The organism is Xenophilus arseniciresistens (genome assembly GCF_028023875.1).
Lineage (GTDB): Bacteria > Pseudomonadota > Gammaproteobacteria > Burkholderiales > Burkholderiaceae_C > Xenophilus > Xenophilus arseniciresistens.
In genome coordinates this window covers 122,668-146,683 of sequence record NZ_JAQIPB010000008.1, presented here as the reverse complement: position 1 = coordinate 146,683, position 24,016 = coordinate 122,668, and the positions used below count along the sequence as shown (strand labels likewise).

The 24,016-nt window shown below is 63.4% G+C and carries 19 protein-coding genes; 12 read left to right on the top strand and 7 right to left on the bottom strand.

Going from position 1 to position 24,016, the window contains the following annotated elements:
- Positions 1-203: 203 nt before the first annotated feature.
- The 12 genes from PGB34_RS17040 to PGB34_RS16985 all read left to right on the top strand — a co-directional run bounded on the left by PGB34_RS17040 (position 204) and on the right by PGB34_RS16985 (position 13,620).
- The gene (locus PGB34_RS17040; RefSeq protein ID WP_271429285.1) at positions 204-698 is read left to right on the top strand and encodes a hypothetical protein; all 495 of its coding nucleotides are present in this window, start codon (positions 204-206) and stop codon (positions 696-698) included.
- On the top strand, positions 695-2,623 hold the full coding sequence (locus PGB34_RS17035; RefSeq protein ID WP_271429284.1) for a coiled-coil domain-containing protein: 1,929 nt from the start codon (positions 695-697) through the stop codon (positions 2,621-2,623). The genes PGB34_RS17040 and PGB34_RS17035 overlap by 4 nt, the downstream gene beginning before the upstream one ends.
- Before the next feature lie 24 nt (positions 2,624-2,647).
- On the top strand, positions 2,648-4,603 hold the full coding sequence (locus PGB34_RS17030) for a hypothetical protein (protein ID WP_271429283.1): 1,956 nt from the start codon (positions 2,648-2,650) through the stop codon (positions 4,601-4,603).
- Between the two features lie 708 nt (positions 4,604-5,311).
- Entirely contained in the window at positions 5,312-5,695 is a 384-nt protein-coding gene (locus tag PGB34_RS23120) for a DUF2946 family protein (RefSeq protein WP_373305385.1), read from the top strand.
- A 251-nt stretch (positions 5,696-5,946) separates the two neighbouring features.
- Positions 5,947-6,138, top strand: coding sequence for a hypothetical protein (locus PGB34_RS17020; protein WP_271429282.1), 192 nt, complete (start codon positions 5,947-5,949; stop codon positions 6,136-6,138).
- Positions 6,135-7,556, top strand: coding sequence for a TolC family protein (locus PGB34_RS17015; RefSeq protein WP_106846733.1), 1,422 nt, complete (start codon positions 6,135-6,137; stop codon positions 7,554-7,556). Before PGB34_RS17020 ends, PGB34_RS17015 begins: the two co-directional genes overlap by 4 nt.
- A gap of 20 nt (positions 7,557-7,576) precedes the next feature.
- Complete coding sequence (locus PGB34_RS17010) at positions 7,577-8,995, top strand: multicopper oxidase family protein (RefSeq protein WP_106846732.1); 1,419 nt, start codon at positions 7,577-7,579, stop codon at positions 8,993-8,995.
- A 24-nt stretch (positions 8,996-9,019) separates the two neighbouring features.
- Positions 9,020-9,526, top strand: coding sequence for a cupredoxin domain-containing protein (locus PGB34_RS17005; protein WP_106846731.1), 507 nt, complete (start codon positions 9,020-9,022; stop codon positions 9,524-9,526).
- Between the two features lie 59 nt (positions 9,527-9,585).
- Positions 9,586-9,930 (top strand): copper-binding protein, encoded by a 345-nt coding sequence (locus PGB34_RS17000; protein ID WP_106846730.1) that lies wholly within the window; start codon positions 9,586-9,588, stop codon positions 9,928-9,930.
- A 79-nt stretch (positions 9,931-10,009) separates the two neighbouring features.
- Positions 10,010-10,339: a four-helix bundle copper-binding protein gene (locus PGB34_RS16995; RefSeq protein WP_106846729.1), complete on the top strand. Its 330-nt coding sequence runs from the start codon at positions 10,010-10,012 to the stop codon at positions 10,337-10,339.
- 135 nt (positions 10,340-10,474) lie between these two features.
- Positions 10,475-11,089 carry a DUF305 domain-containing protein gene (locus PGB34_RS16990; RefSeq protein WP_227001331.1) on the top strand — a complete coding sequence of 205 codons (615 nt, stop codon included), beginning with the start codon at positions 10,475-10,477 and terminating at the stop codon, positions 11,087-11,089.
- A 269-nt stretch (positions 11,090-11,358) separates the two neighbouring features.
- A complete protein-coding gene (locus PGB34_RS16985) occupies positions 11,359-13,620 on the top strand; it encodes a copper-transporting P-type ATPase (protein WP_189688536.1) in 2,262 nt (753 codons plus the stop codon).
- Positions 13,621-13,656: 36 nt separating this feature from the next.
- Here the strand turns inward: PGB34_RS16985 and PGB34_RS16980 are convergent, their stop codons facing one another.
- From PGB34_RS16980 to PGB34_RS16950, 7 genes are all read right to left on the bottom strand, one after another.
- Positions 13,657-13,995: a copper-binding protein gene (locus PGB34_RS16980; protein ID WP_271429281.1), complete on the bottom strand. Its 339-nt coding sequence runs from the start codon at positions 13,993-13,995 to the stop codon at positions 13,657-13,659.
- Between the two features lie 29 nt (positions 13,996-14,024).
- Positions 14,025-17,198 carry an efflux RND transporter permease subunit gene (locus tag PGB34_RS16975; RefSeq protein WP_106846728.1) on the bottom strand — a complete coding sequence of 1,058 codons (3,174 nt, stop codon included), beginning with the start codon at positions 17,196-17,198 and terminating at the stop codon, positions 14,025-14,027.
- The gene (locus PGB34_RS16970; protein WP_106846727.1) at positions 17,195-18,706 is read right to left on the bottom strand and encodes an efflux RND transporter periplasmic adaptor subunit; all 1,512 of its coding nucleotides are present in this window, start codon (positions 18,704-18,706) and stop codon (positions 17,195-17,197) included. The genes PGB34_RS16975 and PGB34_RS16970 overlap by 4 nt, the downstream gene beginning before the upstream one ends.
- Positions 18,703-19,935 (bottom strand): TolC family protein, encoded by a 1,233-nt coding sequence (locus PGB34_RS16965; protein ID WP_106846726.1) that lies wholly within the window; start codon positions 19,933-19,935, stop codon positions 18,703-18,705. The genes PGB34_RS16970 and PGB34_RS16965 overlap by 4 nt, the downstream gene beginning before the upstream one ends.
- A gap of 77 nt (positions 19,936-20,012) precedes the next feature.
- Positions 20,013-20,405 (bottom strand): hypothetical protein, encoded by a 393-nt coding sequence (locus PGB34_RS16960; protein WP_319424419.1) that lies wholly within the window; start codon positions 20,403-20,405, stop codon positions 20,013-20,015.
- Between the two features lie 123 nt (positions 20,406-20,528).
- Positions 20,529-21,026: a signal peptidase II gene (gene lspA, locus PGB34_RS16955; protein ID WP_106846724.1), complete on the bottom strand. Its 498-nt coding sequence runs from the start codon at positions 21,024-21,026 to the stop codon at positions 20,529-20,531.
- Complete coding sequence (locus PGB34_RS16950; protein ID WP_106846723.1) at positions 21,016-24,000, bottom strand: heavy metal translocating P-type ATPase; 2,985 nt, start codon at positions 23,998-24,000, stop codon at positions 21,016-21,018. Before PGB34_RS16950 ends, lspA begins: the two co-directional genes overlap by 11 nt.
- Positions 24,001-24,016 lie beyond the last annotated feature (16 nt).

Genomic DNA, 24,016 nt, shown 5'->3' with positions numbered 1-24,016 from the left:
TTTTTTCCGGATCGACTGCGACAGCGATCGCAGGAAGGTCACAGGCCGTGACGGAGATACCTGTAGCCAGTGACCGACAGAGCGCTGTCCGTTTGCTCGCGTGTATCGACGCGGGAAGCGTGCCAGTCACTGACGAATCATGGGGCGCGGACGTTGTAGCGGTCCTGCGAAGCCAGTCTCGGCTCCAAGCCCTCGATTTTTGGATGCGCAATCCAGACTACCTGGCGAACGAACTGCTCAATGAGTTTGAGAAAACCAGAGACAAGGCCCTGATCCAACTGGTCCAGCAGATATTCGACTCGCGCGAGCCAGATCTGCGCAGGCTGCCCATGATCCGCTACCACTTCGGAGCGTTTGAGCCTCTGGACAATCCACTGGCCATCCTGCGGGCATCCGACTTGATCCGGGTGCAGCGAGAAGGGGTGCCTGGCCAGGTTCGGGAGCATCTTTACTTGCTGACGCGTCGCGGCCGCGCTTCGATGCATGAACTAGCAAGTGCGGCCCCTGAGATCGCTTGGTACAAGGACCGTGCCGCCGTGGTCGCAACGCTCGCAGGCGAGGTCGGAGGCAAAGCGCTCAAAGATCGCCAGTACTTGCAGCAAGAGTATGCGTCTACGGAGCTGAAGCATTTGATCGCGCCAGTCACCGATCGCGTTCGCGATCGTCTGGAGCAGATCCAGAAAGGACTAGCGGCATGACGCAAGGGTGGATTGAGAAAGTTGCCGAGAGTGCAAAAGTCTCCGTTGCAGAGGCGGCGCAGATGCTATCCCATCGCGGCATCCGTCCCGATCGATCGCTACGTCCAGCACGCAGCCTCGTTGTCAGTCGCATTGCATTCACGGGCGAGAAGAAGGGCACTGCCACGGGCAAGATCGCGTTCGACTGGTCAGGGCTGTCGTCGGGCGTGTGGGCTGTGACAAGCCATGCAAATCTGGTCGGTAAGTCCAGCGTGCTCGAAGTCCTACTGTGGTGCTTTCGTGGCGAGCCGAAGAATCTTCAGGATGATGTACGCAGCTGGCTGGATTCGGTAGTCGTAGGCTTCGAGGTCGACGACCAGAGGTATCTCATCGAGTTTGATGTGGTGGACAAGGTGCCTAGCGGTACCCTCTCGCGCCTGCGCCCCGACGGCGTAGCCGATGCGCTCGACCGATTCTCATCCGACCCTGGATTTGCCGCAGCAATGTCGCGATTCATGATGGACACGCTTGACCTTGATCCTGTACCTGCTCGCCAAGGCGATGAAGAGGACAAGCAGACTGTCGTTCACGGATGGACCGCGCTGTCCGGTGCTCTCTATTTCGGTGGGGACCACAAACTTCTTCTGGGCGATGTCCAATGGGGCGGTCTCCCGGCTCGGATGCTTCAGATGTACGTCGGCTTGCCATGGGCAAGCACAGTAATGCAGGCATCAACGGCGAAGAAAGAAGTGGAGCAGGAACTGGCCCGCGCGACGCGTGCAACGTCCGAGATGGCAGCAAACACGGTGCAGGCGAGGGGCCGCATTGAGGGAGAGCTCCGGGCCGCGCGCGAGACACTGCTCAAGGCCGTGGCCGAGCAAGCGACTGCCGCAGAACTGGATCGACTGGCCAGCGAGATCGCCCAACTGTCTGCAACTGCACTCGAGATGGAGCAACGCGTGTCGACGGCAGAGGCCGAGTACAAGGTGCTTAAACAAACGGCGGATGACGATGAGCGAAGCGTGAGAAATCTGCGGGAGAACTTGATCGCAACTTCCTTCTTCAATGGGCTGCAGCCCACCTGCTGCCCGCGATGCGATGCGGCCGTAACCAAGGATCGCGTCAAACGCGAAAGCGCTCAATTCAACTGTTCGCTGTGTTCAGAGCCGATTGCCGAAGAGCAGCTCGATGGCGCAAGCGATGCCATTGGCGACGCTGAACAGCGACGCGACATATCCCAAGCGGCAGCCGAACGCAGCAAGGCTGAGCTACCGTCTTTGCGCGCTCAGTTGAAGCTCACACGTACTTCGCTCCAAACGACACGAGATGCACTTGTCGCGGCAGCACAGAGCGATGCCTTCGTAAAGCGCCGCGACGCGGAATTGGAGGTGGCGCGACTCGAAGGGGCGCTCAAGGAGAGGCAGTCCGAGCCAACCGGTTTCCTTCCGCCTGCTGATGCTGCTCTAGTCGAGGCTGCTTTCACCGAGGCCAGCTCGGCCTTCGAGTCTCAGCGAGGCGATCTTTTGGAGCGTCTGAACGAGGAGATTCTTCGGCTTGGAAAGTCGTTCGGCGTGCTGCGACTGGAAAAAGTAAAGCTGAACTGGGTCGCACAGATGAGACTAGAGAAAGGTGGCCAACCCACCGCATTCAGCAAGCTCACTGCGGGCGAACGACTTCGGCTTCGGATCGCCACCGCCATCGCACTGATTCGAGTGGGGCGCGAGCGTGGAGTTGGACGTCATCCAGGACTGCTCATCGTCGACTCGCCTGGGGCGGAAGAGACCAGCGACAGCGATCTCGCGACGTTGCTTGGCGAATTGACGCAAATCGCCAGCGAAACGCCGGGTCTGCAGATCTTGATCGCCAGCGCCGACGCGCCTGCGGTCGTGTCAGCCCTAGGTAAAGACAGATGTCGCGTTGCCGCTGCAGGAGCGTACCTGTGGTAGTGGACTCGTCAAGCGGAGCGATCCATGTCGGTCATCGCTGAGATTGAGGCGAGGCTCGCCTCAGGCGCCGCCCTCACCGTCGCGCATCTAGGGGGCGCTGCCGCGATTGCTGCAGAAGCCGATGCTTTGGTCAAAGCTCCTTACCTTGACGTGCTCGTCGCACTTGCCTCATCCGCCGAGACGAAAGACGAATCTATTCTGGATGCCTTAGTACTGAGGGGCTTTCGAGAAGGCCGTAACGCGCTTCCATTCCGAGACGCCGCAAATGCCGTTGTGGATAGCGATGCGCTCCGCATGCGGATCAGTAGGGAACTGCAGCCTGTTCTGGTGCAGCGCGTCAATCAACGCCAAGACGTTGCAGACGGACTCGTTGCGGCCTATGCGCTCGAAGCATTGTTTCGTCTCGCGCTGTCGGGTGCCATCAGCAAGTATCAGACGCTTGGATTGATGACGGAGTTGGGCCGAGAAGAAGGCGGTCTCTTTGCAGAGCATGCTGCGAAGCTCACGGGAACGGCATTTCACATCTGGGGCGAACAAGATCTGCTTCACGCGCTTGATCGGCTGCTCGTCAATGAAGATGCAGAAGGCGAGGCAGCGTTTGAGTTGGGCCTCGCCCATCTTGCCCGAGCGCTCGAAGGCGACTCCCTCCCGAAAATACTAGAAGGCCTGGAGACCGCAAAAGTATTCTTCTCGCACGCGCGCCAAGCGGATGAGGATCGTGCTGACGCTGTGGCATATTGCTCATCAATCGATCTGATACGGGGATTTGCAACAGGTGCCGCCGCAGTCGCATTGCGAGCACCCCTGGAATCCTTGATGGCAGCGGTGGCCGACAGGGATCGGCTCCTGCAAATGGGCGTCCTCCCCTCGTGGCTCAAGCCACGTCAGGATCGCGACATTCAGTGGGCAAAATTCCTTCGGACCGTCGAGTTCCTTGCGAATGATTTGGAGCGGCCAAGCTGGCTCAACGCCTGGGCGGTCATGGATCGACTGCTGGACGTTTACGACGCAGACCGGACCGTTTGTGCCGGTACAGGTCTTGATGAATTGCTCAGACCGCGCATCGAAGCCGCGTTTGCCCGTGAACGCGGGCTTCTTAGCCACCTTGACGATCTCCTGTGTGAGCCTGGCTGGTTGGAAACGCATGGCGAGGCCTCTAGGACGCTACGTGCGCGCATCGAGGAACTCGAAAAAGGCGCTGCAACGTCGGGAAAACCAACGGAGGGCGCGCCGTACCCCCAACTCCGGCGCATCCTCCAAGATGATCAACGAGTGGGGGAGATGCCAGCCGACTTCGCCGAACGCTTGGAAGGCTTGCTCGTCGATCGAGCTCGACGAAGCGAACACATCGTTCATCCTGTCGTGCAACGCATACTTTCTGATGTTCGCATCGCCTTTGCCCAATGCTCGGACTACAACGGCGTCATCCGAGATGATTTCGATGAGCTCGTGCTTCAAGTTGTCCTTTTCTGCAAGGATCGCCAAGACGCAGGTCTCAAGGAGCTAGGGGCGCGCGGCGCGTACCTGCGAGATTCAAACGCTACAGAATTTCAGTTCCAGTCCGATCTTCGGGAGTGGCTGTCCGGAAATTTTCTGCGCGGGGATGTGAGAACGGAAGTCGAAGGCGTCGCAACCGGACGCGCCGACGTCTATGTCGGGTTTGGTGCACATCGCTTCGTCATCGAACTCAAACGACATCACGGAATGGTCAACGCGGACGTAGCTCGCCGGTATCTCGGTCAAGCGGGCTCGTACCAGGGGACCAATGTGAAGCTTGGAGTGCTGGGCGTTCTGGAACTCGTGAAGCGTGAGGGGCCACCTGCAAGCCTCGAGGAGTGCATTTGGTATGACGCAATCGTCCCCAGTGGAACACAAGTGGCGCGCCACCATGTTGTGTTTCGCGTTCCCGGCGTACTTAGTTCGCCGTCGGCGTTTTCGGCGAAAGCAGGTAAGGTTGTCAGCGACAGCGTCTCGGACTAGAACCCTGTCACACGACGCGTCGATTGTTGCCGGAAGAGGCACGAGTCTTTCGGTATGCTTGTGCTTGATTGATGATGATGTCGAAAAACGTCGCTTCCCCGCAAATCGCTCCATCTCCCGCGCCAGCAAAAGATCTGCGCTTCTGACGGTAAAAGCGACGGTAGAGACCCATGTCGATCACAGCCAAACCCTTTCACCATGCGGGTTTGGAGGCCTCGTTGATGATGGAGTGGGGGCGCAGGGTGGCTCAGCGCTTGTGGGCGAAGCGCAGCGTAGTGCCATTGAAGGACGTTTAGCTTGCCTATAGCCCTTTCCAAATCTCACTGCCAAAGGCTGTCCAGGCATTCTGCAGTCCATAAGGGCAGCGCTTCCGGAGGGCAATATGCCCCGCACCATCCCGCTGCCGTCCAATAGTACATGGCCACAACGGCTAACCGACGTCAAGTGCCAGCCTGTGGCCGAGTCAAGGCCAAAGGTGCGTCAGGTGTTTTGCCCTTTGCCGCTGGGCAACGCGTCCGAAGGCGCGGCGAACCCGCAGCGCGTGTTCGACTATATGGGTCGGGCCGGCCCCGCAGGGACTGCTGTGCGTAGGTGATTGCTGATTAATTGCGCCGAGATCGGCGAAATACGGGTGTCCTTTGGCTTCGGCTTCCAAGCTGAATTGCGCAGGGCGAACGACAACTAACGCCTTTCCTCTACAATTGAGCGATGGTCAGCTTTCGCGCAATCCTGCTGTGGCTCATGATGCTCGCGGTGCCCTTTCAGGCGTACGCTGCGGCAGCCATGACGCTTTGCGGCCCGGACGCGAATCCGCATGCCGCGGTTAGTACGCTGACTACCGATGACCACCACGTCAGCCATGTAGCCGCCGAGAGCCATCATCATGATGGCCAGTCTGGCGCGCACCATGATGATGGTGGCCCGGACCAGAGCCACAGATGTGGTAACTGTGCCCCGTGCCATGGTGTGGGTCTTACGCCGACCCTTGCTGCAGTCAACAGTCACAGCCCACCACAGGCTGAGCTCGTAGAGCCTCTCTATCCGCCGGCGTCCGTTACGCCGAGCGTTCCCCACAAACCACCTCGCGCGTGATCGTGTCCAGCCCCGGCAGCTTTGCTGCTGGCGTGTGGACGCGCTTGTTTCGTTTTTGATGTTGCTCGCCTTGCGGGGCGATGCCACGCCATTTCGTTCATGAACATCGCGAGGATCACATGTTCACTTTATCGCCGGCCCCTTGGCTGGCTTGCCTGACCACGTTTGTGGCCTTGACCGCAGGAGCGCAGAACTCCCACGGTACAACCCCCGTGCCGAGCCAGACGCCGGCACTACCTTACAACTCCGCCATGGAAGGCTACAAAGCCCTCTCTGACGAAAAGCCGATCCCATGGCGCGCTGCCAATACCACCGTCGAACAACGGGGCGGCTGGCGAGCCTATGCGAAGGAAGCCGCTGGCGAGGATGCCGCTGGGACGCCCAGCGCCGGCCACGGACAGGGTCATGCAATGCCTGCTCCGACGGCCAAGGAGAAGCCATGATCCGGCCGCTTCGTTTGTCGCTCGCTGCCGCAGCCGCAGCCGTCCTGACAGGTTGTGCATCTCTCGGAATTGATGACGCGGTCAAGGAAACCAACGCGTCTGCTGCCGAGTTCACCGGCGGCAAACTGGAACTCAGCACGAGCCGGGATCAGCGCGTCGCCCGCGCATCGTTGTCCGAGGAACTGCTTGGCAAGCCGCTGTCTCAGGACGGTGCGGTTCAATTGGCCCTGGCCAACAGTCCCGCACTCCAGGCGCTCATCGCACAAAGCTGGGCTGACATCGCTGCAGCAAACCAGGCTGGCCGCATCCCGAACCCGGTCTTCAGCTTCGAGCGCGTGCGGCTGGGCGATGAGCTGGAAATCGGTCGACTTCTGTCCTTTGGCTTGGTCGACATCCTGCTGCTGCCCAAGCGCATATCGATTGCACGGAGCCAGGCGGCACAGGCGCAGGTCCAACTCACCAGCACCGTCGTCGACCAGATCACGCAAGTGCGCCAGACCTGGGTGAGGGCCGTTGCGGCTCAGCAGACGCTGCAGTACGCCGAGCAGGTCAAGCAGTCGGCCGAGGCGAGTGCCGAGCTTGCCCGGCGCATGCAGCTCGTGGGCAATTTCAGCAAGCTGCAGCGGGCGCGGCAGCAAGTGTTTTACGCCGACGCGACCACCGAACTGGCTTCTGCGCGGCACACGGCCGTCGCTGCCCGTGAGGAGTTGGTGCGGGCCCTTGGACTGGACAATGCGCAATCGGCCAAGCTCAAGCTGCCCGAACGCTTGCCTGATCTGCCGAAGGCTCCCCGCGAGGCCAAGGCGGTGGCCTCTGCAGCAACCGCGCAGCGCCTGGACGTGCAGCAAGCGCGTGCCCAGCTCGACTTGGCTGGAAAGTCGCAGGGTATCAACCTGCTGTTCACGTACATCGATATCGAGGCCGGGATTCGGCGCGATACCGTGTTCGACAACGCCGAAGGCACGCGGGGCACAGCCCGCGGTTTCGAACTGGACATCCGCTTGCCCTTGTTCGATTGGGGCTCCGCCCAGCGCGAGGCGCTCAACGCCCAGTCTCTCGCCGCGGCCAATCGCTACGACGCCGCTGTACGCGGTGCCACGTCCCAGCTTCGAGAAGGGTACTCCGCCTACCGCACCGCCTACGACATTGCGCGGCACTACCGCGACGAGATCGTCCCGCTGCGCCAGGCCATGGCCGATGAAAACGTGCTGCGCTACAACGGGATGTTGATTGGGGTCTTCGAGTTGCTGGCCGAGGCGCGCGACCAGGTCACCAGCGTAACCCGTGCCATCGAAGCGCAACAGCAATTCTGGCTTGCGGACGCGGCTCTGTCGGCATCCCTTCGAGGGCGCCCCATTGCGGCCGCCGCACCAGCCGCCAGTGGCGGCTCTCAGCCCGCCGCCGCAGCGGCCCATTGAGCCTCATTTCCAAGACACACATGAACAATAGACGCAATTTTCTGAGCGGCGCGGGAGCCATCACTGGCGCCATCGCAGCCGCTTCCGTGAGCAAGGTTGCCATGGCCGCGTTGCCGGAACCGGTCCTGCAAACCCGGCCTGACACCATGCCGCCCCTGACACCATCCACAGGCCGGCCCTACAACCCGGTGGTCACCTTGAACGGCTGGACGCTGCCATGGCGGATGAACAACGGCGTGAAGGAATTCCACCTGGTGGCCGAATCCGTCGTGCGGGAGATGGCCCCGGGCTTCAAGGCCCACCTGTGGGGCTACAACGGCCAGTCGCCAGGTCCGACCATCGAGGTGGTCGAAGGGGACCGGGTGCGAATTTTCGTCACCAACAAGCTGCCCGAACACACCTCCATCCACTGGCACGGGCAACGTCTGCCCAATGGCATGGACGGCGTGTCGGGCCTGACCCAGCCGCCGATCCAGCCGGGCAAGACCTTCGTCTACGAGTTTGTCGCGCGCCGCCCGGGGACCTTCATGTACCACCCGCACGCCGATGAAATGACGCAGATGGCGATGGGAATGATGGGCTTCTGGGTCACCCATCCCAAGGGGAAGCACCCGCTCATCGACGAGGTCGACCGCGATTTCGTGTTCCTGCTCAACGCCTACGACATCGAGCCGGGCAGCGCGACGCCGAAGATCATGACCATGCTGGACTTCAACCTCTGGTCGTGGAACAGCCGCGTTTTCCCGGGCATCGATTCGCTCAACGTGCGGCTCAACGACAAGGTGCGCATTCGCTTCGGCAACCTGACCATGACCAACCACCCGATGCACCTGCACGGGCACGAGTTCCTGGTGACGGGTACCGACGGTGGGCCCACGCCCAAGAGTACGCGCTGGCATGAAGTGACGACCGACGTGGCCGTGGGCCAGATGCGCCAGGTGGAGTTCCTGGCCGACGAAGAAGGCGATTGGGCCTTCCACTGCCACAAGAGCCATCACACGATGAACGCTATGGGGCACGACGTGCCCACGATGATCGGTGTCGATCACAAGGACGTGGTCAAGCAGATCACCAAGCTCGTGCCCGACTACATGGTCATGGGCGAGCGTGGCATGGCCGACATGGGCGAGATGGAGATGCCGCTGCCCGACAACACCGCTCGGATGATGAGCGGCGAAGGGCCGTTCGGCTCCGTCGAGATGGGCGGCATGTTCAGCATGGTGAAGGTGCGCAAGGACCAAAAGCCAGGGGATTACTCCAACCCCGGTTGGTTCAAACACCCCAAGGGCACGGTCGCGTACGAATACGGCGCACCCATGGCAGAGCCTGCCAGATCCAGCGGAGCCGGCCCATCGGCCATGCCGGCGCAAAACATGCCCGCGAAGAACATCGAAGTGCAAGTCCGCAAGCCAGCCAATGGTGGCCACGCAGGCCACTGATCTTTTTTAACCGAGGAACCCCCCATGAAGACACAAACCATCCGTAACGTACTCGCCGCAACCTTGTTCGCTGTTGCCACAAGCGCCGCATTTGCATCTGGCACCCACGCGGGTGGCCATGGCGAGCCAGGCGCGGCCGTTGGCAAACCCGGCGTGGCCGCCAAGGTCACGCGCACGATCAAGGTCGATATGACCGATGCCATGCGCTTCAACCCCGCCACCATCGATGTCCAGCAGAACGAAACCGTCCGCTTCCTCATCACGAACTCGGGCAAGGTTAAGCACGAGCTGGTCCTTGGCACCGAGCAAGAACTCAAGGAGCACTACGAGGTGATGAAGAAGAACCCGGAGATGGAACACGACGATCCCAACATGGTCACCTTGGCCCCGGGCAAGAGCGGCGAAGTCATCTGGCAGTTCACCAAGGCTGGCAAGGTGGACTTCGCGTGCCTGCAGCCCGGCCATTACGACGCGGGCATGAAGGGCGCAGTCACCGTCGCCAAGGCCAAGGGCAAGGCGTCCGCCAAGTAATGGCACCGGACGCGGTGTGTGTCGCACCGTGCCACTCACTCAACATTAGGAAACAAGCCATGACATCCTCTCGAAACACCTGGTTTGCAGCGGCCGTCGCAGCAGCCCTGATATCCATTTCCGGCCTGGCCGGTGCACAACCGACCACCGACCCGGCGAGCGCATCCGCGTCTGCAGGCACGCCGTTTGCCGAGGGAGAGATCAGGAAAGTCGACAAGGAAAACCAGAAGCTCACCATCAAGCACGGTCCGCTCAAGAACCTGGACATGCCCGGCATGACGATGGTGTTTCAGGTTCAGGACCCGGCGGTGCTGGAGAAGGTCCAAGTTGGCGACAAGGTGCAGTTCGTCGCTGACAAGATAGACGGGAAGTTCACCGTCACCAAGCTTGAGGCGGCGCGCTGAAGATTGTCTCTCTGTCCCGGGGCGGCTCTCGGGTCGCCCGTTCCGCCGGTCCTCCGGCTTTTTCGCGTAGGAGAAAACGATGTCACATGAAACTTATGCCGCATGTATCGAAACTTGCAACGCTTGCGCGGCGGCATGCAACCACTGCGCTGCTTCCTGCCTGGCTGAGCAGGACGTGAAGATGATGGCCAAGTGCATCGCGTTGGACATCGACTGTGCGGCGGTCTGCCAGCTTGCCTCGGCGGCGATGGCCCGAGGCAGCGACCATGCGGTTGCCATCTGCCGCCTTTGCGCCGAAATCTGCAAGGCCTGTGGCGATGAGTGTGCCCGGCACGAGGCGCAGCACTGCAAGGACTGCGCCGAGGCCTGCCACCGCTGCGCCGAAGCTTGCCTGGCAATGGTGCATTGATCCGCCCGGCCGCTAACGCGCCTGCGCATCTAACTCGGTACGAAGACAGCAGTCCTCGTGCGTACATGCTGTGTTTGCAAGATCCCTGGTAACCCCGCATGGCCGCCGTTTGCCCTTTGATGTTCTTACGAGGCGATGCTCACGATCACCTTTACCCAGGAGAGCGAAATGGAGGACGGTAGCGATATGAGAATGGGATATGGCCGCTTCGCCGCGATGGTGGCGACATCGACGGTCGTTATGTACGGGCTGATGTATTTGAACACCTACGTCCTAAGCCACGTAGAGTTCAGCCAGACGCGCGCGTGGATGGCCATCGTGATGGGCGCGGCCATGGCGTTCATCATGCTCGGCTTCATGACGAGCATGTACAAAAGCAAGAGAGCCAACATGGCGATCTTTCTCGGCAGCGTAGTAGTTTTCGCCATAGCTCTCTGGCTCGTTCGCAGTCAGGAAACCGTCGATGACGTGAGCTACATGAAGGCGATGGTCCCGCACCATTCAATCGCGATCATGACCAGCGAGAGAGCGCACATCAAAGATCCTGAAGTGCGCAAGCTGGCTGATGGGATCATCGATGCGCAAATTCGTGAGATCACGCAAATGAAGCGACACATCGCCCGGCTGGAGGCTCAGCGCGTGCCCAATGGCGCACCTGATCTTCCGTCCTACAGGGATCGGCACGTGCCGCCGCCGCCTCCAGAAACAGATGAAAGCACCGGCATCGACACGCTTCAGCCGATCCGCTGAGGAGCTCAAGGCCGATTGGCCGAACAAAAGTGCCTAAGAGGTAGCCTCATGGGAGGTTCAGAGGGCGGGCCGCCAACTATGCGGAAGCCGCCCATGCATTGAACTGATGGCCTTATCGGGGGCCGGCTGAGCATCAGTGTCGCCAGCCGGTGGGCCCGATTGCATGGTCCACGGCTTGACCTTCCAACCGTTGGAGGGCTTACCTTGTGAAGCAAGGAGATTTTCCAATGACGCGGACCACAAGCTCGCACGAGCACAACCATTGCTCCATGGAGAAGCCTGACGTGGAGCATCAACACCCGGCCCAAGGCGCGGCTGCGGGTGGGACCATGCACGGTGCGCACCACCACGACGGTCATCACAGCCACAAGCGCACCGCGCCCGTTGCACAAGGTGGTATGGACGCTGAATACACCTGCCCGATGCACCCTCAGATTCGGCAGGTAGGGCCGGGCACTTGCCCCATCTGCGGGATGGCATTGGAGCCCGTCCTGGCTACGGCTGGAGCACAGGAAAGCCCAGAGCTTCGGGACATGACCCGCCGCTTCTGGATCGCATTGGCTCTCACGGCGCCCGTCTTCGTCCTGGAAATGGGCTCGCACCTCGTCAACCTGCATCACTTGGTCGGCCAGCAGACCTCGAACTGGACTCAACTGCTGTTGGCCACGCCGGTCGTGTTGTGGGCGGGCTGGCCGTTCTTCACCCGTGGCTGGGCTTCATTGCGAAGCCGCCATCTCAACATGTTCACCCTGATTGCGCTCGGCACAGGTGCGGCGTGGACCTACAGCCTTGTCGGGACCGTGGCCCCCGGGGTGTTCCCGCCTTCGTTTAGGTCGGGCGACGGCGCAGTACCGATCTACTTCGAGGCGGCCGCCGTCATCACCGTACTTGTCCTGCTCGGCCAGGTTCTTGAGCTACGCGCCCGGGAGAAGACCTCGGGGGCCATCCGCGCCTTGCTCGACCTGGCACCCAAGACGGCGTTGCGGGTCAATGCCGGTGGGCACGACGAAACAGTTCCCTTGGACGCCATCGAAACCGGTGAACTCCTTCGCGTTCGGCCCGGCGACAAGGTGCCAGTCGATGGTGAGTTGGTAGAAGGCAAAGGCACGGTAGACGAGTCGATGGTGACCGGCGAGCCGATGCCAGTTGCGAAGGCGCCAGGTTCCAAGGTCACCGCAGGCACCATGAACCAGACGGGCGGCTTCGTGATGCGCGCGGAGAAGGTAGGCGCAGACACGCTGCTCTCGCAGATCGTCCACATGGTGGCGACCGCGCAGAGAAGCCGCGCGCCGATTCAGCGCATGGCCGACCAGGTCGCAGGCTGGTTCGTTCCCGCCGTGCTTGTAGCCGCTGTCCTCACCTTCGTTGCCTGGATGGCCTGGGGGCCGGCGCCCGCCTTCTCGCATGCACTGATCGCGGCTGTTGCGGTGCTCATCATCGCCTGCCCGTGCGCTTTGGGCCTTGCAACGCCCATGTCGATCATGGTGGGGGTCGGGCGTGGCGCGCAAAGCGGTGTTCTCGTCCGGGATGCCGAGGCACTGGAGCGCATGCAGAAGGTGGACACCTTGGTCGTGGACAAGACCGGGACCCTCACCGAGGGCCGCCCCAAAGTGACCCGGATCGTCACGCTCCCAGGCTTCGACGAATCGGATGTTCTCCAAAAGTTGGCCAGCGTCGAACGAGCGAGCGAACACCCATTGGCGGCCGCCATCGTCGCGAAGGCTCAAGAACGCAGCCTCTCCCTGCTGCCTGTGGTGGACTTTGACTCACCGGTTGGCAAGGGCGTTCTCGGCACCATCGAAGGGACGGCCGTCATCTGCGGCAGCGCGAAATTTCTCGCGGAGCATGGGATTGATACGACCGAACTGAACACCCGGGCAGAACAGGCACGCGCCGAGGCTGCAACAGTCATCTTTGTGGCCGTTGGGGGCCGCCTGGCGGGCTTCGTGGGGATCGCCGACCCCATCAAACTGACCGCAAAGCAGGCCATCCAGGAACTGCGCAGCGCTGGCATGCGGATCGTGATGCTCACCGGTGATGGGCGCACAACCGCCGAAGCTGTGGCACGGGATCTCGGCATCGACGAGGTCATCCCCGAAGTGTTCCCAGAGGACAAGGCGGCGGTCGTGCAACGATTGAAGGGCGAAGGCAGGGTTGTCGCCATGGCCGGCGATGGTGTGAACGACGCCCCAGCCCTGGCCGCCGCCGATGTTGGTATCGCGATGGGCACGGGTACCGATGTGGCCATGGAGAGTTCAGGAATCACCTTGCTCACAGGGGACCTGATGGGCATCGTGCGTGCGCGCGCCCTGTCTAAGGCGACCATGCGCAACATCCGCCAGAACCTCTTCCTCTCGTTTGCTTACAACGTAGCGGGGATTCCGCTCGCTGCCGGCGTTCTTTATCCCGCTTTCGGGCTCCTGCTGTCGCCGGTGGTCGCGGCAGCAGCGATGGCTCTTTCGTCAGTGAGCGTCATCGCGAACTCGCTTCGACTGCGTTCCCAGCAGTTCGGCGGCGAAAGCCAGAAATAGCTTGTTGCGATCAAAATTGCCCGAAGAGCCGCTGCACTACTTGACCGTCTTCAACTCGGTCACGGTCGCCTTGCCCTTGATCATCTCGGCCTGAAACCGCACCTTGTCCCCCACCTTCAGGCCATTCAGCATCTTCTTGTCCGCGACGTCGAAGCCCATCGTCATACCGGGCATGGCCAGGTTCGGGATGTCGCCGTGCTGCAGCACGACGAGGCCTGCCGCAGGATCGAGCTTGCGGACCTCGCCGTCGACCAGTGGCATCGCCGGAGCAGAGGCGGCCGCTGGTTTCGCAGGCATTGACATGCCTTGCGCCGAAGCCTGGGCAGCGGCCGCCTCCAGGATGGCAGCGATCAGGATGTGGTGTACTTTCATCATGGGTCCTTCGTCAGTTGGTTGATGGGTTTTCAGGGCGTTGAGGCCGTGGTGGCCGGGTTCCCCGCAGAGGAGCGGTGATACCTCGCGTCGCGCTTGCGGTGCACCAAATACCACACGGCCGGTATTACCAGCATGCTCAGCAGCGGTGCCGTGACCATGCCTCCGACCATCGGCGCGGCGATGCGGGTCATGATCTCCGAGCCGGTGCCGGTCCCCAGCAGGATGGGCACCAGGCCCGCCATCACGACGGCGACTGTCATCGCCTTGGGCCGTACCCGATGCACTGCGCCCTCGCGGATGGCCGCCAGCAGCGTCTCGTCCGAGTCCGGTTGCCCTTCGGCAAGGCGACGTGCATGGGCGTTCTTCAGGTAGACGAGCATCACCACGCCGAACTCCGCCGCGAGACCTGCGAGCGCGATGAAACCGACCGCCGTCGCGACCGAGATCGAATGCCCCAGCGCCCAGACCAGCCAGAAGCCTCCGACCAGCGAGAACGGCACCGCGGCCATCACGATCGCCGCATCGCTGAACGAGCGGAACAGCAGGTACAGCAGAACGAAGATGACCGCCACCGTCACGGGCACGACCACCTTCAGTCGCTCGGTGGCGCGCTCCAGGTATTCGAACTGGCCGGACCAGGAAACGGCGTAGCCGGCTGGCAATGCCACTTGCTTAGTCACCGCTGCCTGCATATCGGTCACGACCGAACGCAGGTCCCGGCCGCGAACATCGACGTAAACCCAGCCCGACAGGCGAGCGTTCTCGCTGCGCAGCATCGGCGGCCCTTCCTCGATGGAGATGCGCGCCACGTCCTGCAGCAGCACCGTCGCCCCCCTCTCTGTGACGAACGGCAGCTCCCGCAGGCGCTGCAGCGAGTCGCGAATCTCACGCGGGTAGCGCACATTGATGGGGTAGCGCTCGCGGCCCTGGATCACTTCCCCGACGTTGTCGCCGCCGATGGCCGTCGAGACGATGCTCTGTACATCGGCCACGGACAAACCATGGCGCGCTGCGGCAGGCCGGTCCACGTCCACGTCGATATAGCGGCCACCGGTCAGCCGTTCGGCGAGGGCCGAAGACACGCCGGGCACGCTCCTCACCGCCGCCTCGACCTGTGCGGTCAGGCGGTCAATCGTCGCAAGGTCCGCCCCGGCGACTTTGATGCCCACCGGACTCTTGATGCCCGTGGCCAGCATGTCGATGCGGTTGCGGATGGGCGGCACCCATACGTTGGACAGGCCGGGCACCTTGACGACGCGGTCCAGTTCCTCGACCAGCTTGTCCGGCGTCATGCCCGCTCGCCACTGGTCGCGCGGCTTGAACTGGATGGTCGTCTCGAACATCTCCAGCGGTGCGGGGTCCGTCGCCGTGTCCGCGCGTCCGGCCTTGCCGAACACGCGCTCGACCTCTGGCACCGTCTTGATGAGCCTGTCGGTCTGCTGCAGCAATTCCGACGCCTTGGAGATCGACAGGCCCGGCAGCGCCGAGGGCATGTACAGCAGGTCGCCCTCGTCGAGCGCCGGCATGAACTCACCGCCCAGGCGCATGACCGGCACCGCGGTGATCGCCAGCACCAGGGCCGCGATCGCCAGGGTGAGCTTCGGGAACCGGAGCACCAGCTCCAGCGCGGGACGGTAGACAGCGATGAGGAAACGATTGAGCGGGTTCGCCGTCTCCCTCGGAATGCGGCCTCGGACCAGGTAGCCCATCAGGACCGGTACCAGCGTCACCGACAGCCCGGCTGCTGCCGCCATGGCATAGGTCTTCGTGAAGGCCAGTGGCGCAAACAGCCGGCCTTCCTGCGCTTCGAGCGTGAACACCGGCAGGAACGACAGCGTGATGACCAGCAGCGAGAAGAACAGCGCCGGTCCGACCTCGACCGAGGCCTGCGCGATCAGCGCCCAGCGCTCGGACACCGTCGGTTGCCGCTGGTGCTGGTCTTCGAAGTGCTCCAGGTGCTTGTGCGCCGCCTCGACCAGCACCACTGACGCGTCCACCATCGCCCCCAGCGCGATGGCCACGCCCGACAAGCTCAGGATGTTCGCGCTGACACCTTGCCAGTGCATCACGATGAACGCCGTCAGCACACCCACCGGCAGCGTGACGACGGCGACCAGTGCCGAGCGCAGGTGGAACAGGAACACCGCGCAGACGAGCGCTACCACGATGAACTCTTCGGCGAGCTTGTCGCGCAGGTTCAGGACGGCGCGGTCGATGAGCTTGGAGCGGTCGTAGGTCTCGACCACCTCGACGCCCTGCGGCAGGCTCGGCTTCAAGGCAGCCAGCTTGGCCTTGACCGCCTCGATGGTGGTCCTGGCGTTCTTTCCCGAGCGCATGACCACGACACCGCCCACGACTTCGCCTTCACCGTCCAGTTCGGCGATGCCGCGGCGCATCTCCGGGCCGATCTGCACGGTCGCCACATCGCGCAGGAGCACCGGCGTCGTGCCCGAGACGGGCAGCGCAATGGTGCGGAAGTCGTCGAGCGACTTCAGGAAGCCGCGCGAACGGACCATGTACTCCGCCTCAGCCAGCTCGACGACAGAGCCTCCAGCGGCCTGGTTGGCCTTGCCCAGGGCGTCGATCACCGCGCCCTGCGTGACGCCCAGCGCCCGCATGCGGTCGGGGTCCAGAACCACCTGGTACTGCCGCACCATCCCGCCGATGCTGGCGACTTCGGCCACGTCCGGCACCGTCTTCAGCTCGAACTTCAAGAACCAGTCATTGAGCGCACGCAGCTGTCCAAGGTCGTTCTTACCCGTGCGATCGACAAGCGCGTACTCATAGACCCAGCCCACGCCGGTGGCGTCCGGGCCGAGCGCGGCCGTTGCCCCGGTGGGCAACCTGCTTTGCACCTGGCTCAGGTATTCCACGACACGCGACCTGGCCCAGTACGGGTCGGTCTTGTCGTCGAACAGAACGTAGACGAAGGAGTCACCGAAGAACGAGTAGCCACGAACCGTCTTCGCCCCGGGCACGCTGAGCATGGTGGTGGTGAGCGGATAGGTGACCAGGTCCTCGACCACCTGGGGCGGCTTGCCGGGATACGTCGTGCGCACGATGACCTGGGTGTCCGACAGGTCCGGCAACGCGTCGACAGGCGTGTGCCTGACCGACCAGATCCCCGCAGCCACGAGGAACGCCGTGGCGATGAGCACGAGGAACCGGTTGCCGATCGACCAGCGGATGAGGGCAGCGATCACTTGGCAGCTCCAAGGCGCTGCACGGACACCAGCTCATAGTCCATCGAGCCGCCTTGCCTGAACTCGAAGCGAACCATGTCACCCGGCTTGATGTCGGCAAAGGCCTTGCCGGTGGGCTTGCTGAAGCCCATGGTCATTGCGGGCCACTTCAACGAAGCAATAGGGCCGTGGGAGATGGTGATGCCGTCCGCGTCGATGCTTTCGACCTTGCCGTCGCCGGTGTGCACGTTCGCCGGCATCGGTGCCGGCGCGGAGGGGGGGCCTGCAGGTACCGCGGTGACTGCGGTCATCGCGCCCAGCACGGAGCGCAGCCGCGCCTCGGAATCGATGAGGAACTGGCCACTGGCAACGACCCGGTCGCCATCGGCGAGCCCGGTAACCACCTCGACGGTGTCGCCGAGGTCAGCGCCCAACTGGATGTCGCGAGGCTCGAACGCGCCGTTGTCCTTGCGAACGATGGCGACGGTGCGTGTGCCGGTGCGGATCACCGCTTCGGCGGGTACGACCAGGCGAGAAGCCGAAGGCCCGGTGACCTGCAGGCGCAGCAGCATCCCGGGCATCAGCCTGCCCCCCGCGTTGTCGACTTCAAAGCGCGCCTGCAGTGTCCGGGTGCTCGCGCTGACCTGCGGCAGGATCTCTTTGAGCTCGCCGCCAAAGGCTTGGCTGGCATCGGCTTGGAGGACGGCCCGGACCTTCTGGCCGCGCGTCAGGCGTACCGCTTGCGCCTCGGGCACCTCCGCCACCGCCCATACCTTCTCCAGGCCCGCGATGCGAAACAACGTCATGCCCGGAGAGACCGCCACGCCCTCGCGCACACCGAGTTCCGCGATCACGCCGCTGACCGGCGCACTGAGCGTGAAACGCGCCTGCGCCGTGCCGGCTGCTTCGCTCTGGTGGATGAGGGCCTCAGGGATGGACAAGGCGCGCATGCGCTCACGTGCGGCCGCCACCAGGTCTTCCGATGCGCCCGCACGCTGGAGCGCAAGCAGTTCATTCTGCGCTCCCAGCCAGTCCGGCGCGAACAGGGTTGCGAGCGGCTGGCCTTTGCGGACCCGCTCCATGGGCGCGCGCACGGCCAGGCGCTCGACGTAGCCGGCCACACGGGTCTGGACCGCGACACTGAGGCGCTCATCGAATTGCACGGTGCCGACCGCGTCGAAGGACGACGACACGTCCACCCGGCTGACCACCGTGGTACGGATGCCCAGGTTCTGCTGCACCGTCGGGCTGATCTTCACGCCCGAGTCGCTCGCTTCGTCGGCATAGACGGGAACGAGCTGCATGTCCATGAACGGCGATTTGCCGGGCTTGTCGAAGCGCTGGCCCGGCACCATCGGGTCGTGCCAGTACAGCACCTTGCGCTCTGCGGTACCTGATGCCGCCACCCCCGGCGTGGCCGCCATCGGTGCCTCGGTGGCGGTGCCGGTCTGGCGTCCGGCGTAGAAGCTGCCAACGGCCAGCACGGCGGCACCGAGGAGCGAGAGGGCAATTGGCAGAGCGCGCTTCATGGGGCACCTCCCGCCAGGAGAGGCTTGAAGGCCAGTTGGGCCTGCACCTTCGCCAGGTCTCGCTTCAGCGAAAGCAGCTTCCTTTGCGTTTCGACCTCCGCACGACGCGCCTCGAACAGCGTCACCAGGCTGACCTGGTTCGAGCGGTAGCCGGCCAAGGTGACAACAGTGCGCTGCCGGGCGGGAGCCACAACGGCTGCCTGATACCGCTCGACGCGATCGGTTAGCCGTTGGGCGTCGCTGGCCAGCGTGCGAAACTCCGCCGTCGCCGCGCGCGAGGCCTCCGCCAGATTGGCTTCGGCCTTGTCGACCAGCGCCAACTTGGCCGCCGTGTCGCGGTCCTGTCGTTGGGCCGGCGCAACCGGCAAGGGAATGCTCACGCCAACCGACACCATGTCCGAGTAGCCGGTGCGCTGGCCATAGGATACTTCCCACGACCAGTTCGGCTTGCGGTTGGCGGCGGCAACGGCGGCCTCCTGCCTTGCGACCTCGATGTCGCGCTGCGCGGCCAGGACTGCGGGATGGTTGGCGACGTAGGACTCCTCACCCACGTTCGGCAGGCCAACCGGCGCCGCGAGATCATCTGCGGGGACGCCGACCCAACGCTCCAGCGCCACGCGCGCGCCGCGCTCCTGCTGCAACACATCGGCTGAATCGTCCTCTGCGACGCCGCGGGCACTGGTCAGCGCCAGCACTTCCTGGCTGTTGGTGGCGGCCGACCACAGCCGGCCCTTGGCCGCTTCCAGCTCTTCGTGCACATGGTGCTCGGTCTGGGTTGCCAGCTTGAGTGCCTCGCCTGCGAAATACACGTCCAGGTAAGCCAGCGCCGTTTGCGTGCGCACCTGCGCAGCCGTTGCCTGGACCGAGACGCTCTCCCGGTTGACCATCGCGTCTGCGGTGGCCTGGCGCGCTGCGCGCTTGTCGGCCGATACCCATTCCTGGGCGATGCCGATGCGTTTCATCGTCATCGATTCGCGGGTCGTGCTGAAACGGTCCCCGCCGGTGATGGGCAGGTTTTCGACGCCCACACGCAGCATTGGATCGGGCAACTGGCCCGCTGCGCGTGCGGTTTCGGTCGCGCTGGCGACGCCGGCACGTGCGGCATGCGCAGCTTCGGAGCGCTGCACGGCGAGGTCGAGTGCCTGGTCGAGCGTGAGCGGTGCAGCAGCCGCCAGGGCCGGCAGCATGGCGACGGCCAAAAGGGCCGCACGCGGATAGTGGGTGAACATGGGAACTCCGAGAACAAACGGGGTGTTTGCCGGCGAGCGGACGTGCCGCGCCGGCGCCTGTCAGTCGATCGGAGGCGTCAGACTCGAAGTCGGAGCGTGGAGAGAAAGAGGGGGTCTGGAGGCGGGCGGGCCTGCGTATCGGCCGCCAGAGGGGCGGCGAGGGCTTCAGTTGCTTGCAGCACTGGTGGCACCACCAGTACCTGCACGATCGCTGGTAGCGACGGCGCAGGGACTTTGACGGCCTCGAAAGACTGGGCTGCGCCAGCCGAATGCTGATGGCAAAAGACCGGCTGCACCTGGTCCATGCCGTTGCACGGCTCGCCAGCGGCCATCATGGCGGCCATCGCAGCAGTGTCGGCGTCTGCCGGGCAAACGTAGCTCGCCAGTGCCAGCTGCGAGAACAGCAGGGACAGCACCACGAAGAACGTGGTCAGCAAGCGATTGCGGCGGCGCGACATGGGGTAGTACAAGTGTAATCGGGGGGCTCATCTCAAGGAGGTCTCGTGGCCCAAGACAGTAAGGTGCCCCTTTACTCCGCGTAGAAGTGTCCCTTCGAAGCCGGAAACTGGGAGTGACAAGCTTCACCAAGCTCATCAAGCACGGTCGGCAATCGTCCTTTGTCTCGACGAGCGCCAGGCATCGAGCACGAGCACCGCCACTCCCGCACTGATGCCCACGTCGGCGGCATTGAAAGCCGGCCAGTGGTACCCGCCCCAGTGCATATCGATCCAATCCACCACTGCACCGCGCAGCACGCGGTCGATCGCGTTGCCCAGGGCTCCGCCGAGGATCAGGCCGAAAGCCGCGCGCTCCAGCGGCCGCGTCTGCGGCCGCAAGATCATCACGAGAAGGAACAACGAGGCGATGAGTGCGATGGCGAGGAAGAACCAGCGCTGCCACCCGCCGGCCTGGCTCAGGAAGCTGAATGCGGCACCTGGATTCAGCAGATGGACAATGTTGAGGATGGGCAGCCATGGGTGCTGCGCACCGTACGCGACCCACGCGACGATAGCCTGCTTGGTCAGAACGTCCGCAAGCATCACGAACGCGGCCAAGCCGAGCGCGCCCCACGAACTGCGATCAACGCGCATCCTGCGCCTCCGCCGGCTTGTCCCTCAACAGCCGCAACCCGTTGAACACCACCGCCAAGCTCGCACCCATGTCGGCGAGGATCGCCAGCCACAGGCTGGCATGGCCCGTGAAGGCCAGCACCATGAAGACTGCCTTCGTTCCGATCGCGAAAGCGATGTTCGCCTTCAACACGCCAGCGACCCGGCGCGACAGCGCAATGAACTCAGGGAGTTTGCGCAGGTCGTCCTGCATCAACGCCACGTCGGCGGTCTCGATGGCTGTGTCGGTACCGGCCGCCCCCATGGCAAAGCCGATGTCCGACTTCGCAAGCGCCGGCGCGTCATTGACGCCGTCACCGACCATGCCCACCGGCCCTTGCTCTGCGAGCTTTGTGATCGCCTCTAGCTTGTCTTGAGGCAGCAGCTCGCCGCGAGCGTCGGTGATGCCAACCTGTGCAGCAACAGCTTGCGCCGTCTTGCGGTTGTCGCCGGTAAGCATCACTGGCTCGACGCCGAGTCGCTTCAATTCGGCGATCGCCTGCTTGCTGCTCTCTCGCACGGTGTCAGCCACGGCGAGAACGGCCAGCGCCTGGTCGGCCGTGGCCAGCACGACCGCCGTCTTCGCCTGGGCTTCGAGCTGGTCGAGCAGCGCACTTGCACGGTCCGTCATCACACCCAGTTCGGTGGCCAAGCGCTGGTTGCCGATGTAGTAGGTGTGGCCATCGATGTCGCCCTTGACGCCGCGTCCAGCCAAGGCCTCAAAGCCTTGCACGGTTGCGAGCGGGTTGTCGCCGTAGCCATTGACGATGGCCGTGGCCACAGGGTGTTCAGACAAGGCATCGAGGCTCGCAGCGAGCCGCAATACATCCGATTGCGACAGTGAGGTGAGAGGAACCGTGTCGGTCAATGCGGGACGGCCATGGGTCAGTGTGCCGGTCTTGTCGAGTGCCACTGCACGCAGCAACCGGCCCTGTTCGAGGTACAGCCCACCTTTGACCAGGATGCCGCGGCGGGCGGCGGTCGCCAAGCCGCTGACGACGGTGACAGGGGTCGAGATCACCAGGGCACAGGGACAGGCGATGACCAGCATGACGAGCGCCTTGTAGGCCCAGTCGAACCATGCACCGCCAAAGAAGAGCGGCGGGATCACAGCAATGGCGAGGGCCAGCGCGAACACGGCCGGGGTGTAGACGCTGGCAAAGCGGTCGACAAAGCGCTGTGTGGGCGCACGCTGGCCTTGCGCTTCCTGCACCGAACGGGCAATTCGGTCGAGGGTGGTTTCGCCCTTGCGCGAGCGGACCTCGAACTCCAAGGTGCCACGGTCGTTGATCGTTCCGGCAAACACCGTATCGCCCGGGTTTTTTTCCACCGGCATGCTCTCGCCGGTGATAGGCGCCTGGTTAACTGCCGATGCACCCGAGACCACGACGCCATCCAGCGCGATCCGCTCGCCGGGTCGGACGCGAATCTGAGCGCCGAGCACGACTGTTTCGGCCTTGACTTCCTCCCAGCGCCCATCGGGCTGTTTGACCAACGCCGTCTCCGGCGCCAGGTCCATCAGTTTGCGGATGGCGTTGCGCGCCCGATCCAAACTCAGCGCCTCGATCATTTCCGCGATGCCGAACAGCCAAATCACGACCGCCGCCTCGGGCCACTGGCCGATGAGTGCGGCGCCGATGACGGCGATGGTCATCAGCAAGTTCATGTTCAACGACATCGTGCGCAGCGCGATCCAGCCCTTCTTGAGGGTCTCGATGCCGCCCAGCGCGATGGCGACCAACGAAGCGGCCACAACGGGTACCGATGATTCGCCCCAGCCTGAGAAAGCCATCACTTCCGCACCAATCGCAAGCGCTCCAGCAGCCGCCATGCGCAACCATTGGCTCTTAGAGATCCCGCTACCGAACTCTCGGGTCACTGCCGGGGCTGGCTGGCTGCTGTCCTGCAGAACCGGTGACATCCCCACCCGCTCGATGGCCGCAGTGACCGATGCCAAGTCCTGCAGCGAATGGCTCACGGTCAGTTTTCTGCTCATCAGGTCGAACTGCAGCCCGTCCACGCCTGGCATGCCCTCCAGCGCCTTGCGCAGCAGTGCCTCCTCGGTCGGACAGTCCATCTTCTCGATGAGGTAAGTGGCCAGTCCGTTCGGGCTCGGGCCTGCTTCACGCTCCACTGTGGCGTTCATGCCGATATCGCGCAGCGCGGCAAGCACCGGCGCAGGGCCTGCCAGGCGGTGCAGAACTGCCAGGCGCCGGTTCATCAGATCGAAGTCAAGCCTGTCGATCCCGGCCACGTTGCCCAGGCGCTTGCGAATCAGCGCTTCCTCGGTAGGGCAGTCCATGTTGGTGATCAAGAACTGCGTGGCATTGCCAGTGGCGGGCGGCGCAGGCGAAGCTGCGGGCTTGCCGCATGGGCTGCAACCGGCCGTCTCGCGTCTCGGCGATGCCTCTCGTGGCAGATCGCCGAGGTGGGCCTGCATCCCGATCGCCTGAAGCTGCTCCAGCAGCGCATCCGCGGAGGGCAGACTGTGGACGACAGCCAACCGGCGTGCTTTCAGGTCGAACTCGAGCGACATGACGTCGGGGAGCGGTTGCAGGCGGGTTCGAATCGCCGCTTCTTCGTTGCGGCAATCCATGTTCGGGATCGTGAACACGTCGGTCTTTGGTGCACTCTTGCTGCTGCAACCCGACAAACAGGTCGATGCGCAGCGATCTTCAGGTGCTCCAGCGGGTTCGGGTGCTACCGAGGCTTTCATGCCGATCTCGCCCAATGCCTGCAGCAGGTGTTGTGGCGTCTCCGATGTGTGCACCACGGTCAGACGGCGCTGTGGGAGATCGAATGACAGGGACCGGACCACTGAAAGCGCCGCCAACCGCGCGCGGATGGCAGCCTCTTCGTTGCGGCAGTCCATATTGGGGATGTCGAATACTGTGGTGTTGCCGTTGGAACTGCGCACGGCTTCGTCGGCGGCTTCGGAATTGAGGTCGATCTTCATTCATATGCCTTTGGAT